Annotated in this window: 16 protein-coding genes; 5 read left to right on the top strand and 11 right to left on the bottom strand. The window is 59.5% G+C overall.

Going from position 1 to position 17,625, the window contains the following annotated elements:
- Positions 1-89: 89 nt before the first annotated feature.
- The 8 genes from HU718_RS12835 to HU718_RS12870 form a co-directional block, all read right to left on the bottom strand.
- Positions 90-1,067, bottom strand: a complete 978-nt coding sequence (locus HU718_RS12835) for a FecR domain-containing protein (RefSeq protein WP_186614405.1) — start codon at positions 1,065-1,067, stop codon at positions 90-92.
- Positions 1,068-1,583: a sigma-70 family RNA polymerase sigma factor gene (locus HU718_RS12840; RefSeq protein WP_016987079.1), complete on the bottom strand. Its 516-nt coding sequence runs from the start codon at positions 1,581-1,583 to the stop codon at positions 1,068-1,070. It lies immediately after the preceding gene.
- Between the two features lie 85 nt (positions 1,584-1,668).
- Positions 1,669-2,853 (bottom strand): aminotransferase class V-fold PLP-dependent enzyme, encoded by a 1,185-nt coding sequence (locus tag HU718_RS12845; RefSeq protein WP_186614407.1) that lies wholly within the window; start codon positions 2,851-2,853, stop codon positions 1,669-1,671.
- Between the two features lie 15 nt (positions 2,854-2,868).
- Positions 2,869-4,110 (bottom strand): MFS transporter, encoded by a 1,242-nt coding sequence (locus HU718_RS12850; protein ID WP_150707583.1) that lies wholly within the window; start codon positions 4,108-4,110, stop codon positions 2,869-2,871.
- A 13-nt stretch (positions 4,111-4,123) separates the two neighbouring features.
- The gene (locus HU718_RS12855; protein WP_186614410.1) at positions 4,124-5,974 is read right to left on the bottom strand and encodes an IucA/IucC family protein; all 1,851 of its coding nucleotides are present in this window, start codon (positions 5,972-5,974) and stop codon (positions 4,124-4,126) included.
- A 36-nt stretch (positions 5,975-6,010) separates the two neighbouring features.
- Positions 6,011-7,171, bottom strand: a complete 1,161-nt coding sequence (locus tag HU718_RS12860; protein ID WP_186614411.1) for an NAD/NADP-dependent octopine/nopaline dehydrogenase family protein — start codon at positions 7,169-7,171, stop codon at positions 6,011-6,013.
- A gap of 28 nt (positions 7,172-7,199) precedes the next feature.
- Entirely contained in the window at positions 7,200-8,243 is a 1,044-nt protein-coding gene (locus HU718_RS12865; RefSeq protein WP_150707586.1) for a PLP-dependent cysteine synthase family protein, read from the bottom strand.
- 14 nt (positions 8,244-8,257) lie between these two features.
- Positions 8,258-9,652: a Y4yA family PLP-dependent enzyme gene (locus HU718_RS12870; RefSeq protein ID WP_150707587.1), complete on the bottom strand. Its 1,395-nt coding sequence runs from the start codon at positions 9,650-9,652 to the stop codon at positions 8,258-8,260.
- Between the two features lie 614 nt (positions 9,653-10,266).
- On the opposite strand from HU718_RS12870, the gene HU718_RS12875 reads away from it, so the two are divergent.
- From HU718_RS12875 to HU718_RS12890, 4 genes are all read left to right on the top strand, one after another.
- On the top strand, positions 10,267-11,157 hold the full coding sequence (locus tag HU718_RS12875; RefSeq protein WP_150731066.1) for an HpcH/HpaI aldolase/citrate lyase family protein: 891 nt from the start codon (positions 10,267-10,269) through the stop codon (positions 11,155-11,157).
- A complete protein-coding gene (locus tag HU718_RS12880) occupies positions 11,147-11,584 on the top strand; it encodes a ParB N-terminal domain-containing protein (protein WP_225936854.1) in 438 nt (145 codons plus the stop codon). The genes HU718_RS12875 and HU718_RS12880 overlap by 11 nt, the downstream gene beginning before the upstream one ends.
- A gap of 109 nt (positions 11,585-11,693) precedes the next feature.
- The gene (locus HU718_RS12885) at positions 11,694-13,910 is read left to right on the top strand and encodes a TonB-dependent receptor (RefSeq protein WP_186614413.1); all 2,217 of its coding nucleotides are present in this window, start codon (positions 11,694-11,696) and stop codon (positions 13,908-13,910) included.
- 132 nt (positions 13,911-14,042) lie between these two features.
- On the top strand, positions 14,043-14,423 hold the full coding sequence (locus tag HU718_RS12890) for a fe2+ zn2+ uptake regulation protein (protein WP_186614415.1): 381 nt from the start codon (positions 14,043-14,045) through the stop codon (positions 14,421-14,423).
- A 14-nt stretch (positions 14,424-14,437) separates the two neighbouring features.
- Here the strand turns inward: HU718_RS12890 and HU718_RS12895 are convergent, their stop codons facing one another.
- Entirely contained in the window at positions 14,438-15,043 is a 606-nt protein-coding gene (locus tag HU718_RS12895) for a LuxR C-terminal-related transcriptional regulator (protein WP_150731063.1), read from the bottom strand.
- 114 nt (positions 15,044-15,157) lie between these two features.
- Here HU718_RS12895 and HU718_RS12900 point away from each other — a divergent pair, with 114 nt between their 5' ends.
- Positions 15,158-16,780 (top strand): ATP-binding response regulator, encoded by a 1,623-nt coding sequence (locus tag HU718_RS12900; RefSeq protein ID WP_186614417.1) that lies wholly within the window; start codon positions 15,158-15,160, stop codon positions 16,778-16,780.
- 99 nt (positions 16,781-16,879) lie between these two features.
- On the opposite strand, the gene yecR is transcribed toward HU718_RS12900, so the two are convergent.
- Both yecR and HU718_RS12910 read right to left on the bottom strand, forming a co-directional pair.
- The gene (gene yecR / locus HU718_RS12905; protein WP_186614420.1) at positions 16,880-17,188 is read right to left on the bottom strand and encodes a YecR family lipoprotein; all 309 of its coding nucleotides are present in this window, start codon (positions 17,186-17,188) and stop codon (positions 16,880-16,882) included.
- A 33-nt stretch (positions 17,189-17,221) separates the two neighbouring features.
- Positions 17,222-17,536, bottom strand: a complete 315-nt coding sequence (locus HU718_RS12910; protein WP_186614422.1) for a hypothetical protein — start codon at positions 17,534-17,536, stop codon at positions 17,222-17,224.
- Between the last annotated feature and the right edge of the window lie 89 nt (positions 17,537-17,625).

Here is a 17,625-nt window from a genome sequence, read left to right on the forward strand (position 1 = left end):
TGAGCCTATAAACAGGACGAAAAGGTGCTTCTCCCCAATAGCCAGTCGAGATCGGAAAAAGTATCAGCCTAAGGCAAATATTTTTTCACTCAGGCCGGAGAGAGCATGACCCAGTAGCCATTCAAATGGCCGCTGACGAGGATCGGGTAGGTTTGCGCCAGCATGTTCAGGGTGCGCTGGCTGTCGCTGATCGGGTAGGCGCCGGAAATGCGCAGATCGGCAAGCGCCGGATCGAGGCGCACGAAGCCACGGCGATAGCGCGTCAGTTCTTCGACGAAGTCGGCCAGGCGCATCTTGTCAGCCATCAGCATGCCTTGACTCCAGGCACCGACATAACGGTCGGCAACGCTGAGCTGGCCAAAGGTGTGGGACGAGAAGTCGGTGCGTTGACCGGCGTTGACGATCAGTGGCGAGGTCTGGCGATTGTCCGCGAGCTCGACTTTGACCGCGCCTTCCAGTACCGCGAGGTGGGTGCGCGGTTGCAGTTCGCGCACGGTGAAACGCGTACCCAGCGCCTGCATGCGGCCGTGACGGGTGCTGACCAGAAACGGTCGCGCCAGCGGTGAAATGTCCGGCGCGGTCTGCACCAGTATTTCGCCTTCGCGCAGGTGGATGAGGCGTTGATTGGCGTCGAACCGCACGTCGATGGCGGTGTCGGTGTTCAGGGTGATTTTCGAACCGTCGGCCAGGGTCAGCTCGCGTTGCTGGCCAATCGCTGTGCGGTAGTCGGCTGACCATTGCTGCGACTCTGCCAGCTTCCAGCTGCCCCAACCGGCCGGCAGGATCGCCAGAATCATCGCCAGTTTGCCCAGCGCCGCACGTCGTTCCGGGCTGCTCGGGCGATCGAGCGCCGACATTGCCAGTGAGGGTGGCAGGCCGCCGAGTTTGGTCTGCAGCAACTGCGCGCGGGCCCAGGCACGACTGCGCTCGGGAGTGCTGGCTTTCCAGTATTCCCATTCGCCGCGTTCGCTGTCGCTGAGTTCGCCTTCACTCATGCGGATCAACCAGTCGGCGGCTTCTTCCAGGGCCTGGTGATCGAGGTGCGGCTCATGGCGGCGGCTGAGCATTCACTCCACCAGCAACAGGCACTGCACGAAGGCTTGCTTCATGTAGCGTTTGACGGTGATCAGCGACACACCCAACTGCTCGGCGATGTCGTCGTATTTCAGCCCGCTGATCTGCGACAGCAGGAATGCGCGTTTGACCAGCGGCGGCAGGGCGTCGAGCATCGCGTCGATTTCGTGCAGGGTTTCCAGCACCATGAAACGCAATTCCGGCGAAGGCACTTCCGGCGCCGGCACATGGGCGAGGGCGTCCAGGTAGGCACGTTCCAGCGCCTTGCGCTGATACCAGTTGACCAGAATGCCCTTGGCCACGCAGCTCAGATACGCGCGCGGCTGCTCAATGACGGTGACTTGCGAGGCGAGGATGCGCGTGAAGGTGTCCTGCGCCAGATCCGCCGCATCCATGGCGTTTCCCAGTTTTTTTCTCAGCGTCGCGTACAGCCAGCCGTGATGGCCGCTGTACAGGGCTTCGATCGCGCGCAGGTGATTGGCATTATTCGCGGGAAGGGTTTCGCTCATGGCTGCAGATTTTCATGCAATTGAGAAGTATTCCCAATGCTAGTTTACAAAGCCGCTGGGACGCAAGCGCCGATTGGTGTCCTGTTCAGACGCCCTGCAAACCGCGCAGTGCAGCGACCATCGTGTCGATTTCCGCCTCGGTGTTGTACGCATGCACCGAGGCACGGCTGACCTCCAGCAAGTCCCTGTGCTGCATGTCGAGCAGGGTCGAGCGGAACGTCGAGGTGCTGACGTTGATGCGCTTTTCCTGGCCGGCCAGCCACTGTTGCACCTGCGCGGCGCTGTGGTTTTGATGGGTGAACGTGACGATCCCGGATTTCTGTAGCCCCGGATCCTGTGGCGTGACGCCGGGAATCTCAAGTAGTCGCTGGCGCAGGTAACCGGCCAATTGCTGAATCCGCAACCACATCGGCTCGATGCCTTGCGCCAGCGCATATTCCACCGCCGCACCGAGGCCCAGCTTGGCGGCGACGTTGCATTCCCAGTTCTCGAAGCGTCGGGCGTCGGCGCGGATGGTGAACGTGTCGGCGCTCTGCAACGCGGCGGCATGCAAGTCGAGAAACGCCGGCTCAAGGTTCTGGCACAGAGACTTTTCGACATACAAAAAACCCATCCCGCGCGGCCCGCGCAGGTATTTGCGGCTGGTGGCTGCGAGCATGTGGCAGCCGATTTTCTGCACGTCGATCGGCATCTGCCCGACACCCTGACACGCGTCGAGCAGAAACAGCACGCCAGCCGAACGGGCGAGGGCGCCGATCTGCTCGATGGGCTGCACCGGGCCGCCATTGGTGGCGATCACCGGCAGCGAGATCAGCGCGACCCGATCATCCTCGAGCATGGTCGTTAGTGCCGACAGGGAAACCTGGCCGTGTTCATCATTGGGGATGACCCGAATCTCGATGCCACGCCGCTGCTTCATTTGCAGATAGGGAATGTAGTTGCCGGCGTATTCGGTGGTCGACGTCAGCACCACATCGCCGGGTTGCAGCGGCAAGGAGTAGAACGCCATGTCCCAGGCGCGGGTCGCGTTCTCGATCACCGCAATTTCATCAGGCTGGGCGTTGATCAAACGGCCGATGGTGCCATACACGTTTTCCAGGTCGGCCGATTGCCGTCCGGCAGCTTCATAGCCGCCGAGACTCGCTTCAAGCTGAATATGACGGGTCATCGTTTCGATCACCGGCGCGGGCATCAGCGCCGCGCCGGCATTGTTGAAGTGGATCAGTTGCGCGACGGCGGGGGTGTCGGCGCGCAGTTGTTCAATATTCAAAAGCAGACTCCTTGATCATTCGCCGTCCGGGGCAGGGCTTGCTTGCATCGCCGCCGGCCAGTAGCGCAACGCGACGATCGGGATCAGTGCGACGACGTAAGCGAGGCAAACAAACAGATAGGTGTACTGCAAACCGTAGACCTGACTGAGCAGGCCGCCGGCGGAAATCCCCGCAATCGAAGCGAATTGCGCAGTGCCCTGAGCGATGCCCAGTACATGACCCTGTTGCGAGCTGTCGGCGGTCTTCGAGATCAGCGCCATCAACACCGGCGTGGTCGCACCCAGCAACACACCCCAGATGAAGTAGGCAATAACGAACACCACTGGGTTGTGGGTGACGCCTGCCACCGCAGTGAGGACGATGCAGCCGATGACCACGTAAGTCATGCGCTGCAAGGTGTCCTGCTGACCACGGTGTTCGAAATAACGCGACCACGCCGTGGCCGACAGAATGAAGCCCAGCGCCAGCAAGCCGTAGCACAGACCGACCACCGAATTGCTGACCTCGAACACCGAGCTGACATACAGCGAAAACGAGGTCTGCGGCAGCATCCGCGCCAGCAACAGAATGCCCATCACACCGAGCAGCGACAGCAATGGTGAGCCTTGCCAGAGGCTGCCGGAACGAACCGGCGCAGTTTTGTCGGCGACCACGGCTTTCTTCACTGGCGGCACGTCTGGCAAGGTCACGGCGGCGATCACGGTACACACCGCACACAGCGCCGAAGCGATGATGTTGATCCAGAAGAACGTCGCGTAATCGAGGATCAAACCGCCGACCACCGCACCCAGCAGCGAGCCGACATTGGTCGAGATCTGCAGAATGGCGAACAGCCGTGCGCGCCGCGACGGCGCTTCAATGCTCACGCCGTAGGCCTGTGCCGGGGCGATATAGCCGGCAAACGCGCCTTGCAGAAAGCGCAGGATCAGAATCACCCAGATATCACTGAAGAGCGCCAGCCCCAACTGGGTCAACGACAAACCGGCGAGGGCGCGGATCATCATCAACTTGTGGCCGTAGCGATCACCGATCCGGCCCCAGAAGGCACTGGTGAGAATAATGCCCAGCATCGGCCCGACGTACACGGCGATGCTGGCGAAGCTGAAAAGCGACTCTGACGTCGTCAGCCCACGCAGGTGGACAGGCCAGAACGGCCCGCTCATTTCCATCGCGCCCATCGATACCAACTGGATCGCAAATAGAAGATAAATCAGGATTCTTACTCTCGAACCCTGGATGGCACCTGCTTGGGACATGAGTCAGCCTCGGTTAAACGCTAGCGAGCGGGTTGGTCAGGGTGTGTTGCAAACGATAGTTGCTGTACTGCATCAAGTGCATGCGCAACAGCGAACGGGTTGGCCATGGCTCTTCGACGAACGCCTTGTGCTCGGTTTCCCACACGTCTGCCGCGACCCGGTCACGCACCGCTTCGAAGGCGAGGTCGGTTTCTTCGCGCAAGATTTGCCATAGCCGTGTGTTGTTGAAAGCGTATTCCTTGGTCAGCCACAGGGCCATTTCATGCAAGTGCGTGAGGAACGCCGCGTCGAGCACAAACATGCGCACCGGCTCGATATCACCGCAGAACACCGTCGGCAGAATACCCGGCTGCACGTGCGGTTGCAGGCTGTAACCACGGCCCTCGAGCAACGGCGCGTAAGTGCGGCCATCACCGAAATCGCGGATCAGCAGACTACGTGCTTTGCCATCCGGGGAGAACAGCACCATGGTGTTTTGCTGGTGCGCCTCAAGGCCGATGCCGTACATCAAGTAGATCGCCACCACCGGGTGAGTCACCACTTTGGCGTACTCGCGAAACCAACGCTCGACCTGCGCAGCATTGGCGCGCACGCCGTCACGTTCAATCAGATCGGTGAACAGCGGACGACCGCTGCCGGGCAAACGGGTGAACAGTGAAGCCACGGTTATCGGCAGGCACTCATCGTTGCGTTCGAATGCAGGCGCACTGGCGCGATACACCACGGACAGATGACGGCCCGGGTGATCGTCCTGCGTCACCGCGTTTTTGTAACGCACACCGATTTCTTCCGGGAAGATTTCCAGGCGCTGATCGAAGCCGTTTTCCGTCTCGAGAATCTTGCTGATCACCGTGCTGATGCGCGGCCCCATGTGAATCGACTTGGCTTGCAGGCTGCGCAGTTCGCTGGTCATCCACACGGCGATGGGCAGTTTGATCAGCGGCGCGGATTCGTCCAGTACCGGCATCATCGTGCGATAGGACATGGTCGGCAGGGTTGGCAGGTCCGGGCCATCGGTGATCAGAATGCCGTCGGCGATTTCCTGCGCGAAGGTTTCCAGCACGTAGGCTTGTAAATGCCAGCTGTGGATCGGCAAGGGCAGCCATTGGTTTTCGTCCAGCCCCTTGCTGTTGAGCGAGGCTTTCCATTGCGCCCATTGCGTCGGGAAATGCTCGGCGAACCAGGCGCGGTAATCGATCACGTGCGGCATGCTTTCGCTTTTCGCGTTGTCGGCGCGCAGTGCGGCGATGCGCAGCGGCACCTGTGCGTTGAACTCGGGCGACAGTTGCTCGACCTCTTCATCGGTCAGGCCCGGGCGGGCTTTCCAGGTCGGGTAATACGGGTGACCTTCCAGCGAACCCCACTGGTCGAGAAGAATGGCGGCGTCCTTGGTTTTGGCGTGCTGGCGCAGGTAGTCGGTGAAGCTGTCGAGCCCGACATCCTTGGTGGCCTGCTGCAGTCGGGCGTTCCAGTGCTGGCGATGCTGACGGGCATGAGCGTCGTTGCTCAGGCTGTTTTCCATGTCGGACTTGAGCCCGGCCACGCCTTCGTCGGTCGGGGCGAAGTCGAAACTGTCGCGCAGCACATCGAGCATGTCCTGGTGGCTGGTGATGAGCTGGCGCACGCCTTCATCGGTCACTAATACCACGTCGCCGTCGTTGACCACGGTATCGGCCGGGCCTTTGGCGATGTAGGAAAAGGCCAGATGGGCGTGGCCGCCCTTGAGCGGATACGTGGCCTGGTTGCCCTCGACGGAAAAGCTCAGGGCCGCTCGGTCGAGAATGTTTTCCGCAAACAGGCAACGCACCAGACGACGCATGGCGTTTTTGCGGGAGTAGGCGATCAGTGTCTTGAAGTCATCCATATCAGTGGTCTGCTCGTCGAAAATTGAATAGAGATATCAAGCGGCGGCGCTTGTCGTGTGGGGCCATTGGCGCGGGAAATAGTCGAGTGCCGAGTCGCGCAGGCCATTCATGTAGGCCACGCTCCACTGCAGGACTTCCTCGATGTAAGGCACCTTGAGATCGAAACGCTTGGCCATTTCCACCAGCAGCACCAGGCCGTAGGCGACGTCTTCGTTGAAGGCGCGGCTCTCGCGCTCGATCACGTAACCGGCGCGGTTGTCCGCGGCCGGCACCATCGGCGCAAGGATGTCGTTGTAGGCCTGATTGGTGCGCAGGATCGAGAGCATGCTGCTCGGGTCGCGGATCTGCTCGCCGTAAGCCTCGACGATTTCCTGTTTCAGCGCTTTCACCGAAGACAGGTCGATACCCAGACGCTGGCTGATCACCGCGCACAGTTGCTGGCTTTCCTGATCCATGCGTTCAAGGAAATACGCGCCGAGTTCCGGGCATTCGGTCCACCAGCACATGCGCTGCGGGAAAATCTTGCGGTGCCACTGGCCGTAGGGGCCGATCAGGCCGTAGATCACCGAGCTGTGCATGATCGGGTTGCCCGGCGTCAGGGTGATTTCCAGAAAATGCTCGAGCATGGTCACGCAAGGGCCGTACAGTCTGATCAATATTTTCTCCAACTGGCGCCGCGCGGTTTGTGGCTCCCGGGCGTGGGTCGCGACGTACAACTGGCTTTTGCCGCCGCCCATTTTGATCGAACGTCCCGGGGTCAATTCGAACGCCGTGTGCGGCACATCCTTCATGCCCCAGATCACCACATTCGGTCGATCGGGCAGGGTGGCTTCGGCCAGCCAGTCGAAACCGCAGAAGCCGGGAATGGCGCCGATGAACACCGGTTTGCTGGTGGTCAGATGCGGCGCGATGTCTTTCAACGTTTGCGGACGCGCATGGGCCGGCACGGTGATGATGACGATGTCGGCATCTTCCACCGCGGCTTTCGCGTCGCTGGTCACCCGATCGAGCCGGGCGCTCAGGGTCGAGCCGTCCGGCAGCAACGCCTGCATCGGCGTCTGGCGAGCGTGTTGTTCGATGACCTCCTGATTATGGGTGTGCATCGAAACTTGAACATTGGGTAGCTGCTTGAACAGGATGGCGTTGAGATGGCCGGTCCTGCCGCCACCACAGATGGCGACTTTCAACAGATTCATCGAGAGGCGTTCCTGTATGAAGGGTGGGTCATGCGACGCTCAGTTGCAGCGGCGCTGAAACGCTGTCCAGCCAGTGGGTCTTGCCCAGCCAGGCGTCCAGTTGCGGAGCGATGCTCGGGTCGATCAGGTCGCGCTCTTGCAGCCACTTGTCGTCGAACACGGTGTGCAGGTATTTCTCGCCGCCGTCGGCGATCGGCACCACGACGTTGCCGCTCAGCACGCCTTTGTGGATCAGCTCCAGTGCCTTGAAGATCGCACCGCCAGTGGAGCCGCCGACCAGCAGGGCGAAGTTGCGCGCTATGTAGCGCGCGGTTTCGAACGCCTGCGAATCGGTGACTTGCACGCCCAGATCGATGCAGCTGTAGTCGAGCACCAGACCCACGGTGTCGCCGGCCGGCGTACCGGTGCCGGATTGGTAGTAGGGATAGCCGGGGTGGCCGAAGACAATCGAACCGGCCGGTTCCACCGCGACGGTGACGGTGTCCGGGTTGTGCACTTTCAAGCCGCGAGCGATGCCGGTCATCGAACCGCCGGTGCCGACACAACCGACGTAAGCGCCGACCACGCCTTCAGCCTGCACGATGGCTTCGCGGACGAAATCACTGTAGCCGCCGGCATTGGCCGCATTGTCGGACTGGTTCATGAACACCGCGCCGGGAATCTCGCTGGCCAGTTCGGCAGCCATCTGTTGCCGCTCGACCACCGCGACTTCATCTTCGCGATAGGTGCCTTTGACGAAACGAATGTCGGCACCGAGGGCCTTCATCACGGCGATCTTGTCTTGCGCGGCGTGGTGATCGACTACGGCGATGAAATGCAGACCGAACTCGACCGCGGCCATGGCCAGACCAATCCCGGTATTGCCCGACGACGATTCGACCACGACACCGCCGGGTTTCAGGCGACCGGACTTGAGCGCCGCCAGCACCATGTTGCGCGCCATGCGGTCTTTGATACTGCCGCCGGGGTTGTTCTTTTCAATCTTCAACAACAATCGCGCGTTGGTGTCCGGAACATCGATGCCCAACATCGGTGTATTACCAATAAGGTCAGAGACTTTATTCAAGATCATTGCAATTGTTCCCTTTAGTAGTCAGGTGAAAACGCATAGTTACCTTCCGTACAACAGGTCGCCATCAACCGCCGGGGCAGGGGATGGCGATGAAACTCGTTTTCCAGCAAGTCCATCTGGTAACCGGCGGTGTTGATATAAATCAATAAGTCACCGGCTTGCGGTGCCGTTGCAAAGTTGATCAGGCGATGGGTAATGACGTCATCGTCCAGGCAACTATGGCCGGCGATATAAGCCTGGATCGGGGCGTGTGGCTGTTGTTTGGTGCTGACAAGTATCGGATCTACCAGATATTCCGAGGCAAACCAGGTTTCGCAAGCGCTGAAACTGCTGCCCTCCACGAAGATCACGGTTTTATTGTCAGCCAATTGTTTGCTGCGGGTGACGCGAAATATTGAAATGGCGGCTTGATCGACCAGACTTCGGCCGGGTTCGAGTGCGAGGGTTATATTCTGCGTCTGCAAGTAATTGGCAATCGACAAGCCCAGCGAATGCTCGGCTTCGAGCAATAACGTCAGCCATTGCGTCGCGGTCAGTTCACTGCCGTAAGGATAATAAGTGGCGGGAACTTTCTGGTTGTAATAGTGGCTCGGGTTATTGTCATTTTGCAGGAACTGAGCGTAGGTCTCAGGCTCGACATAACGAATCGGCAAGCCACCACCGATGTCGATCATCTGCGGATTCAAGCCCATTTCCCTGGCCGCCTCGATAAATCCGCAGACCTCACGAAAGGCCTGTGCGCGGGATTCGAATCCATAGCCGCCGAGGTGAAAATGGAAACCTTCAAAATGAAAAAGCTCAGGCTTTTCTGTCAATCGTTGCAGGCATTGCAGCAGCTCTTGCGAGCCCATCCCGAATCGGCTGTTCTGACTGCTTTTTGGTCTGTAACGCAGTAGCACTCTGGTTTTCGTCGGACCTGTTTGTGTGGGGATCACGCTATGCAGGTGATCGAATTCCTCCAGCGAATCCACACAAATCAATGAACCGGCGCTGATCAGCGCTTGATGGAAAACGGCTGTTTTGGCCGGTCCTGTGGCGCAGATTTTGGTGCCCGGCACACCTGCGCGCAGGGCAGCATTCAACTCGTGAATGCTCGACACATCGACGCCGATCCCCGAATTCGCTGCAGCGCCGAGCATGCTTTGCGACTTGTTGGCCTTGGCCCCGTAGAAAATGGCATGGGGAACCTGGTATTGCTTCAACACGTTCAGCAGCGCTTGCGTGTTTAATTCAAACGCATGAGGCCAGACCAGATTTAACGGTGAGCCCTGTTGTTCCACCAAGTCTGCAAGTTTGTTCGGGAACTTGTTGATAAGCGTGGAAATAACCGGGTCGATCAGCGGCGTTAATATCTCCGGGTGATGAACTTTATACGGCTGCTCAACAGCAGATTTATTTGTTGTAGGCATAGTTAGCCCCTGGCCTCGAAAGTTACGTCGCCATTGATAGTTCGATCACCGATTGTTATCGATGCAGGTCGTCTTTTTTGCTCGTCAGCGTCGAGCCTTTAAACAACTGGGAGGCGGATGCCAAGTGAAGTCCGCTATTGGATCTGTAGCCCTGATCGTAATAAATGGTTCACAGAACAATTGCATGAGAACCCCATTCCATAAGGTTTGTGCGGATGTACTGAATGGCCATTAGTTGCTGGCCATTGCCCTGTAGCAGCCTGTAGCTGATGTTTTAGTGACATCACTGACAGGTACTTTTGCAGATACCGATGACTTGCTTTGAAACGAGAATAGTTCCTCTTGGCGGCGTGAACAATATTGCGAACAGGAACGATTATCAAGTAAGGTTTTCAAATATTTTTCAATAACGACCTGCTTCAGGTGAATCCATGAACGTGCATTTACACGCTCAAGGACTCGTTCGTCCCGAGATTAAAAAGTCTCTTAATTCCTTGATCAATAAGGCGTTAAGGGCAGTTGCGACAAGCCCCGCAACAGCAGGCAAATCTGCCGTTGATGGGGCCTGAAAATGTTCAGAAACCACGACTGGTTCACGTCAAAGGAGCAACGCCATGCAATCCGATCGACTCAGCCGCAAAGCGCCACTCGCGATCAGCTACCTGTTCGTGCCGGGCAACCGTCCCGAGCGTTTTTCCAAAGCCTGCGATGCGGGGCCGGACGCGATCATTCTCGACCTTGAGGATGCCGTTCATCCCGACAGCAAAGTCGCCGCCCGTGACGCCATCCGGGCATGGCAGGAGAAAACACCGAGCGTTGCCTGCGAGCGGTACATCCGCTTGAACAGCGTCAGCAGCACGCTGTTTGCCGAGGATCTGAGCTGGCTCAGCGACCTGCGCTACCCCGAGCGTTGCGAGGGGATTTTCCTGCCCAAAGCCGAATGCCCCGAGGCCCTGGCACGCGTGGTCGAACGCCTGCTGGCGTGGCAACCGAAACTGGCGATCGTCGCCATCATCGAGACCGCCAAAGGCCTGCAACAGGTCGAAGCGATCGCGGCCATTCCGGGCCTGGCGCGGCTGGCGTTCGGTTCGCTGGATTTCTCGCTGGACATCAACTGCAGCCAGGTGCCCGAGGCGTTTCTGTTTGCCCGCAACCGCATCGTGCTGGCCTCGCGCACGGCGGATTTGCCGTCGCCAATCGATGGCGTGACGCCGGCGATCAGCGACCTGGCGGTGGTCGCCAAGGACTCGCATTACGCGCGGTCGCTGGGCTTCGGCGCCAAGCTGTGCATCCATCCCGGGCAACTGGCGACGGTGCAGCGCGCCTTCCTGCCGGACTCGCGTCAATTGGCCTGGGCTGACCGCGTAATGCGGGCGGTGGCCACGGGCAGTCACGCGGTGCAAGTGGACGGCGAAATGGTCGACTTGCCGCTGATCGAACTCGCCCAGCGCCTGCTCGATATGGCCAGTCAGCATGCGCCGGTGGCCCGCGCCGATGCCTGCTGAATCCCCGGCGAATCAGGAGATCACCATGGACCACGGTTATCAGATTGCGCTGCGACCACTGTGCGACGTGTTGCAATCGGAGCAGGTCGACCCGGCCAACGTGGCGCTACTGCGCGAGTCGATTGTCCGCGCCGGGCATTGGCTGGAACCGATCATCGTCGAGCGTTCGCGCGGCATCGTGATGGACGGCAATCACCGTTTCACCGCGGCGTTGCAGTTGGGCTTGAGACGGGTGCCGTGCATCCAGCTCGACTACTCCGATCCGCGCGTCTGTGTGCGGCATTGGCAGACCGGGCAGGCGTTCGAGGTGGCGCGGATTTTCACCACCATCGCTCGCGGCGAGATTTTTCCGTACAAGACCACCCGGCACGCGTTTGACCCTGCGTTGCCGCTGGTCGCGATCCCGCTGGAACGTCTCTACGCCTGACCCTGAGCGGGCGACAGAAAAAAACTTTACTGCGGGTGATACTTTTTCGCAGATCGACTGGCAATAGGAGTGATTACCATTTTCCCTCGATGAAAAGGATCCTCACGTCATGCCTGTTGTCAGTCGTCCTTGCGGTGAGCGGGTGTTAGCACTCGCCGTGCGTACCGCCATGCTGAATTTCGTTTTGGTCGCAGGAAGCGCCAACGCTTGGGCCGCCAGCCCCGAGCAACCAGGCGTTGCCGCCGACCCGACTGCGAACGCCGCTCCGGACGCGCTGACCCTCGACACCACCAACGTCAACGCCCGTTACAACGGCGCGACTGCGTTACCGGAAACCCTCGCCGGCGGCCAGGTGGCGCGCGGTGCCCGGTTGGGCATGCTGGGCAACAAAGACGTGATGGACACGCCGTTCAGCGTCACCAGTTACACCGCCAAGACCCTCGCCGATCTGCAGACCGTGACCGTCGCCGACGCCTTGGAACGCGACCCTTCGGTGCGCTCGACCGGGCAGACTGGCGGTATCGTCGATTCGTTTTTCATCCGTGGCTTCCCGATTGGCGAAGGCAACCTTGGTGAGCTGGCGTTTGACGGCGTCTACGGTGTCGCGCCGAATTATCGGGTGTTCACCGACTACGCCGAGCGCGTCGAAGTGCTCAAGGGGCCGGGCGCGCTGATGTACGGCATCTCGCCGAACAGCGGCGTCGGCGGCGTGATCAACATCGTGCCCAAGCGGCCGCTGGATGAAGACCTGACCCGGTTCACCGGCAGCTATGCCTCGGATTCTCAAGTGGGTGGGCATCTGGATCTGAGCCGGCGCTTCGGTTCGGAAAACCAGTTCGGCGTGCGTTTCAACGGCAACCTGCAGGGTGGTGATACGGCGATTGACGATCAACACCGCGATCTCGGTGTCGGCGCGATCGCTTTGGATTATCGTGGCGAGCGTTTGCGCTTGAACCTCGATTACATCAGCCAGAAAGAAAGCTGGGAGGGCGCTTCGCGGCCCTTCACCATTGCGCCGGGCGTTGATGTGCCGTCTGCGCCGAACGGCCGCACCAATCACTCGCAGGACTGGGGCTGGTCGGACACCAAAGAGCAGTCGGCCTTGCTCGGTGGCAAATATGACCTGACGGATAACGTCACCGTGTTCGCTCATGCCGGTGGTGGCAAGTCCGACGTCAAGCGCCTGTCCGATCAGGTGCCGAGAATCCTCAACGACGCCGGCGATACCAGCAACATCCCGGGTTACTACAAATTCAACGTTGATCGCTCGACGGCTGACGTCGGTATGCGTGGCGTGTTTGCCACTGGCCCGATCACTCACACCACCACGGTCATGGCGACCCGGTATCAGGATGAGCTGTCGCGCGGTATCAACAACGGCACGGCCATTCTGTCGAATATCTACCACCCGATCGACAGGCCGCAGCAGTACATCAACTCGCCAAAAGTGTTGCGCGTTTCCGAATCGGAGCTGTCCGGCGTGGCGTTGACCGACACGATGTCGATGCTCGATGACCGCTTCCAGTTGACCCTCGGCGTGCGGCGTCAGGACATCGAATCGCGTAACTACAACGCGGCCGGTGCGGTCAGTTCGAAATACAAGGACAACGCCACGAGCCCGCTGGTTGGCGTGGTGGTCAAGCCTTGGCAAGACGTTTCGCTCTACTACAATTATGTCGAAGGCTTGAGCAAGGGCGACATCGCCCCGGGCACGGCGTCCAACGCCGGCGAAACCTTTGCCCCCTACGAATCCAAGCAGCATGAGATTGGCGTCAAGTACGAGCACGGCACGTTCATGACCACGCTGGCGTTGTTCCAGATCGAGAAACCGAGTGGCGAAGTCGGTGCCGACAACGTGTTCTCGGTGCAGGCCGAGCAACGTAACCGTGGTATCGAGTTGAGCATGTTCGGCGAAGTGGCACCGGGCACTCGCCTGATGGGCGGCGTGACCGTGCTCGACGGCGAACTGACCGATTCGGCGACCAAGGCCAATCGCGGCAACAAACCGGTTGGCGTGCCGGATGTGCAAGCCAACCTCTGGGCCGAATGGGACACGCCATGGCTTGAAGGCTTCACCCTCACCGGCGGGGCGATTTACACCGACAGCCAGTACGTCAACCAGGCCAACACTCAGGAACTGGATGCCTGGACCCGCTTCGACGCCGGCGCGCGTTATGCGACAAAAATCGAAGGCCGGCCAACGACGTTCCGCGCCACGGTGCAGAACGTGTTCGATCGTGAGTACTGGTCGGGCGTGGCGTCCTACGGCGCGTTCTCTCCGGGTTACCCGCGGACCTTGCAGCTGTCGGCCACGGTCGATTTCTGACGGGGCGGGAAGGGCGGCGCTGTCGTCACCTTCTATATAGAAAGTCACGATCACGTTGCCTGTCCGACACGTGGTCGGCAGGCGGGAAGCAGCTGCAACCTGCCTGAACATTTCAGAAAGGGAGTATTCGCCATGTTTAACCACCCAGGCGTTGGCGCTGTAAACGCACCTTCAGCGTTTCGGGCAGCGAACAACCCATTGGCCTTTGAGTTTGATCGCAGCGCCAATGCGTATATTCGCGGACTGCTGCGCCACTTCGGATTGCGCACCAGCCTGATCCGCTTCAAAGTCATCAATGCACTGGTGGTGGCCGGCCGCGACGGGCATGGGATAGGGGTGAATGGTGTGCATGCGTTTGTCGAGTCTTCATCGCCCGAGCTGTCGTTCGTCAGCGTGCGTGAAGTGCTCAAGCGTCTGGGTGAAGAGGGGCTGATCGTGCTTGGGAGTGACAAGACCTACCGATTTTCCTCTGAGGCCATGGAATTGCTGCAGCAACACACCGATCCCGTGTAGGAGCTGCCGAGCGCCTACAGAGTCCCCGTGTATTTCACCGCGGCGGCCGCTCGCGAGGGCACGTTCAGCGTGCGTAATAAAGAAGACACATGAATGCGTACCGTGAACGGGGAGATATCCAGTTCGCGGGCGATTTCCTTGTTGGTCTTGCCTTGGGCAATCAAGCGCAGCACGTCCTGCTGACGGGGCGTGAGGGCGGCACCGGTTTCCAGTGGCAGCAAGCCTGATGGCGCGAACTTCACCAGCACTTCACCTTCGCGAATCGCCAGAATCGCCTGACCGATTTCATCGGGGGCGATGTTCTTGCCGATAAAGCCGTCGATACCGGCGGCCATGACTTCGCTGATCAACGCCTCATCATCGATCATCGACACCACAATCAGCGTGGTACGCGGCAGGCGCCGACGCAGTTCGCCGAGCTGGCTGACACAGGTGAGTCCGGGGAAACGCAGGTCGAGAATCAATGTGTCCGGCTCATCACCCAACGGCAGCAGCGCCAGCACGGCGTCGAGATCGCCGGCTTCGTCGATGATGGCGTCGGGAAGCAAACGTAGAACCGTGCGCAGCATCGCCTCGCGAAACAGTGGGTGATCGTCGGCTATGATAATTCGGCAGGTCATGGCGTGACCCTCCTTGGGTCAGGCGTTGCTCAAGGTCTGCACATTAGCACCGAGAGCAAGGGTTGCCTGTAGGCTGCTTCTGAATCTGACGATTGCCGCACAAGGACGTTTCCCGTGAAGTTCGAGAAAAACACCGAACTCGACCAGGCCAATCTGCGCATTATCATCGCCGCTATTGCCGTGGTTTATATGCTGATACTGGGCTTTTTGCCGGGCCAGCGCTTCGATACCTATCTGCCGGTTGTCACCTACATCGTTCTGTTTTTGCTGGCCTCGATCGGTTTGCGTCAGGCGATTGCACGTTGGCCGGGGCATTACCCGGCGCGGCGGATTTTTTCCATGGTTCACGATTACACCGGCACCTGTTTTGGTCTTGTGGTCGGTGGCGAGGCAGCGTTGCCACTGTATGCGGTGATTATCTGGGTCAATCTGGGTAATGGCATGCGTTACGGCTCGCGTTATCTGGCGATTGCCACGGTGCTGGCCTTGCTGGCATTGCTGTGTGTTTATCGCCTGACCCCGGTGTGGCAGGCACAACCGTTCATGGTGTTGATGCTGATGCTCACCAGCACGGTGATCCCGTTTTACGCGCATTTGTTGCTGGAGCGTACGCGCAAGGCCTCCGAAGAAGCGGTGGCGGCGAATCTGGAAAAATCGCGGTTTCTCGCCCAGGCCAGTCATGATCTGCGCCAGCCGATTCACTCCATCGGTCTGTTTACCGCGTGCCTGCGGGAATCGCGGTTGGGCGATGAGGAGCGACGTCTGGTCGACAACATCGACCGTTCGTTGCTCAACGTCTCGCAGTTGTTCCGCTCGATTCTCGATCTGTACACCCTCGACAACGGCCGGGTTCTGCCCAAACTGCAAACTTTCAATTTAGGTGAATGGCTCGCGGATCTGATTCGTCAGAACGCCGAAGCGGCGCGTTGGGCCGGCGTGGAGCTGCGGATTCGCCCCTGCGAATACTGGGTGTGCAGCGATCCGGCGTTGCTCGCGACCATGGTGCAGAACGTACTTTCCAACTGCTTCAAATACGGTGCGCATCGGCCGGTTTTGATCGGCGTGCGTCGGCGCGGGGCAGGGCTGGCCATTGTGATTTATGACCAAGGCAACGGAATTGCCGAAGAGCATCTGGCCAAGGTGTTCGAAGAGTTTTATCGGGTGCGGCAAGTGCGTGACAAAGACGTCGAAGGCGTGGGGTTGGGGCTGTCGATCGTCAAGCGTCTGGGGGAGTTGATTGGCGTGGGCGTTACTCTGCGCTCGCGGCTCGGGCGGGGAACAGCGGTGACTCTGTACGGCTTGCCGATCACCGCGCCGCCGCAGGTAACGGTCAATCGGGATGAAACACGTCAGGTCGGTTTACTGACCGGGTTGAAGGTGTGTCTGGTGGAGGATGATCGCAACGTATTGCTCGCGACTTCGGCGCTGCTGGAGCGATGGGGCTGTGTGGTTCAAGCGGAACTGAGCGGGCGGGATTTGATGACCGACTGCGACATCATCGTCGCCGATTATGACCTCGGCACCCACGCCACTGGCATCGAATGTATCGACGATGTGCGTAAACAACGGGGCTGGGCAGTGCCGGCAATGATCATCACCGGACACGACGTCGAAAAAATCCAGGCCGCGCTACATGACCGCCAGATTGCCATTTTGTCCAAACCGGTGCGCCCGGCCGAACTGCGCGCAACGTTGCGAGCCTTGCGCGATCATCAACCGCAAACCCAAGCCTTGTAGGAGCTTCGGCACGCTGCGATCTTTTGATCTTGATTTTCAGGATCAGGATCAAAAGATCGCAGCCTCGTTGCACTCGACAGCTCCTACAGGGTCAAGCGTCTAGCGCTTGCACAGGTAATCCTGGGTGATAGTGGTTTGCAGGCAGTTGTACTGGCCCATGGTGCGGCAGATGTTTTTCTCGGAGCCGGTGACCTCGGCGTTTTTGTAGCCCCAGGTCTTGCAGCGTTGGGCGGCGACAGTCAGGCCTTGTTCGGCGCTGGTCTGGCCGCTTTCGAACTGGCCCAGTTCATAGGAGACCTGGACGACGCCATCGTTTTTGCTGCCGCCAGTGGCTTCCCATTGTTTCGGCGTGGCGCAGCCAGTGAGGAACAAGGCGCTGAAGGTGAGTGTTGCGATCAGGGTTTTCATGGGCAAACGGTGTCCTTTACCGACGTGATGGAATTACTGGAATGGAATCGGCGAGGCGCCTTTCGGCAGGCACGACAGCGGCGGTGACATGATGCCCATGCTCGCCACAGCGATGATTACGCCGCTGGGCAATTCACAGTTGTATTCCCCGGCCGGGGTGTACGCGGTGTAGTAGGTGAGGGTGCTGTCGTTGCGGATGTTGTCGATTTTCGACACCGGTTTACCGATCACCGTTTGCGCGCGTTCTTTCATGCTCGCTTCAGTGGGTTTGACGGTCTGGCAGCCGGCCATGCCGAGCAGCACGGCACCGAATAAGGCGATTTTGGTGAGGTTTGCATGCAGTTTCATGGTGTGTCTTCCTTGGTGTTGTTCTGATTTCCAGGCACAACGATCCCGCACGCTGCGAGTAGGCAACGTTGAGGAACATCGAGGGGTGC

This window comes from Pseudomonas tensinigenes (assembly GCF_014268445.2).
GTDB lineage: Bacteria > Pseudomonadota > Gammaproteobacteria > Pseudomonadales > Pseudomonadaceae > Aquipseudomonas > Aquipseudomonas tensinigenes.

Bases quoted from the DNA above. Each gene is read 5' to 3' on its own strand.
- HU718_RS12835 (WP_186614405.1), bottom strand. From the start codon at position 1,067: ATGCTCAGCCGCCGCCATGAGCCGCACCTCGATCACCAGGCCCTGGAA.
- HU718_RS12840 (WP_016987079.1), bottom strand. From the start codon at position 1,583: ATGAGCGAAACCCTTCCCGCGAATAATGCCAATCACCTGCGCGCGATC.
- HU718_RS12850 (WP_150707583.1), bottom strand. From the start codon at position 4,110: ATGTCCCAAGCAGGTGCCATCCAGGGTTCGAGAGTAAGAATCCTGATT.
- HU718_RS12855 (WP_186614410.1), bottom strand. From the start codon at position 5,974: ATGGATGACTTCAAGACACTGATCGCCTACTCCCGCAAAAACGCCATG.
- HU718_RS12860 (WP_186614411.1), bottom strand. From the start codon at position 7,171: ATGAATCTGTTGAAAGTCGCCATCTGTGGTGGCGGCAGGACCGGCCAT.
- HU718_RS12865 (WP_150707586.1), bottom strand. From the start codon at position 8,243: ATGATCTTGAATAAAGTCTCTGACCTTATTGGTAATACACCGATGTTG.
- HU718_RS12870 (WP_150707587.1), bottom strand. From the start codon at position 9,652: ATGCCTACAACAAATAAATCTGCTGTTGAGCAGCCGTATAAAGTTCAT.
- HU718_RS12875 (WP_150731066.1), top strand. From the start codon at position 10,267: ATGCAATCCGATCGACTCAGCCGCAAAGCGCCACTCGCGATCAGCTAC.
- HU718_RS12880 (WP_225936854.1), top strand. From the start codon at position 11,147: ATGCCTGCTGAATCCCCGGCGAATCAGGAGATCACCATGGACCACGGT.
- HU718_RS12885 (WP_186614413.1), top strand. From the start codon at position 11,694: ATGCCTGTTGTCAGTCGTCCTTGCGGTGAGCGGGTGTTAGCACTCGCC.
- HU718_RS12890 (WP_186614415.1), top strand. From the start codon at position 14,043: ATGTTTAACCACCCAGGCGTTGGCGCTGTAAACGCACCTTCAGCGTTT.
- HU718_RS12895 (WP_150731063.1), bottom strand. From the start codon at position 15,043: ATGACCTGCCGAATTATCATAGCCGACGATCACCCACTGTTTCGCGAG.
- yecR (WP_186614420.1), bottom strand. From the start codon at position 17,188: ATGAAAACCCTGATCGCAACACTCACCTTCAGCGCCTTGTTCCTCACT.
- HU718_RS12910 (WP_186614422.1), bottom strand. From the start codon at position 17,536: ATGAAACTGCATGCAAACCTCACCAAAATCGCCTTATTCGGTGCCGTG.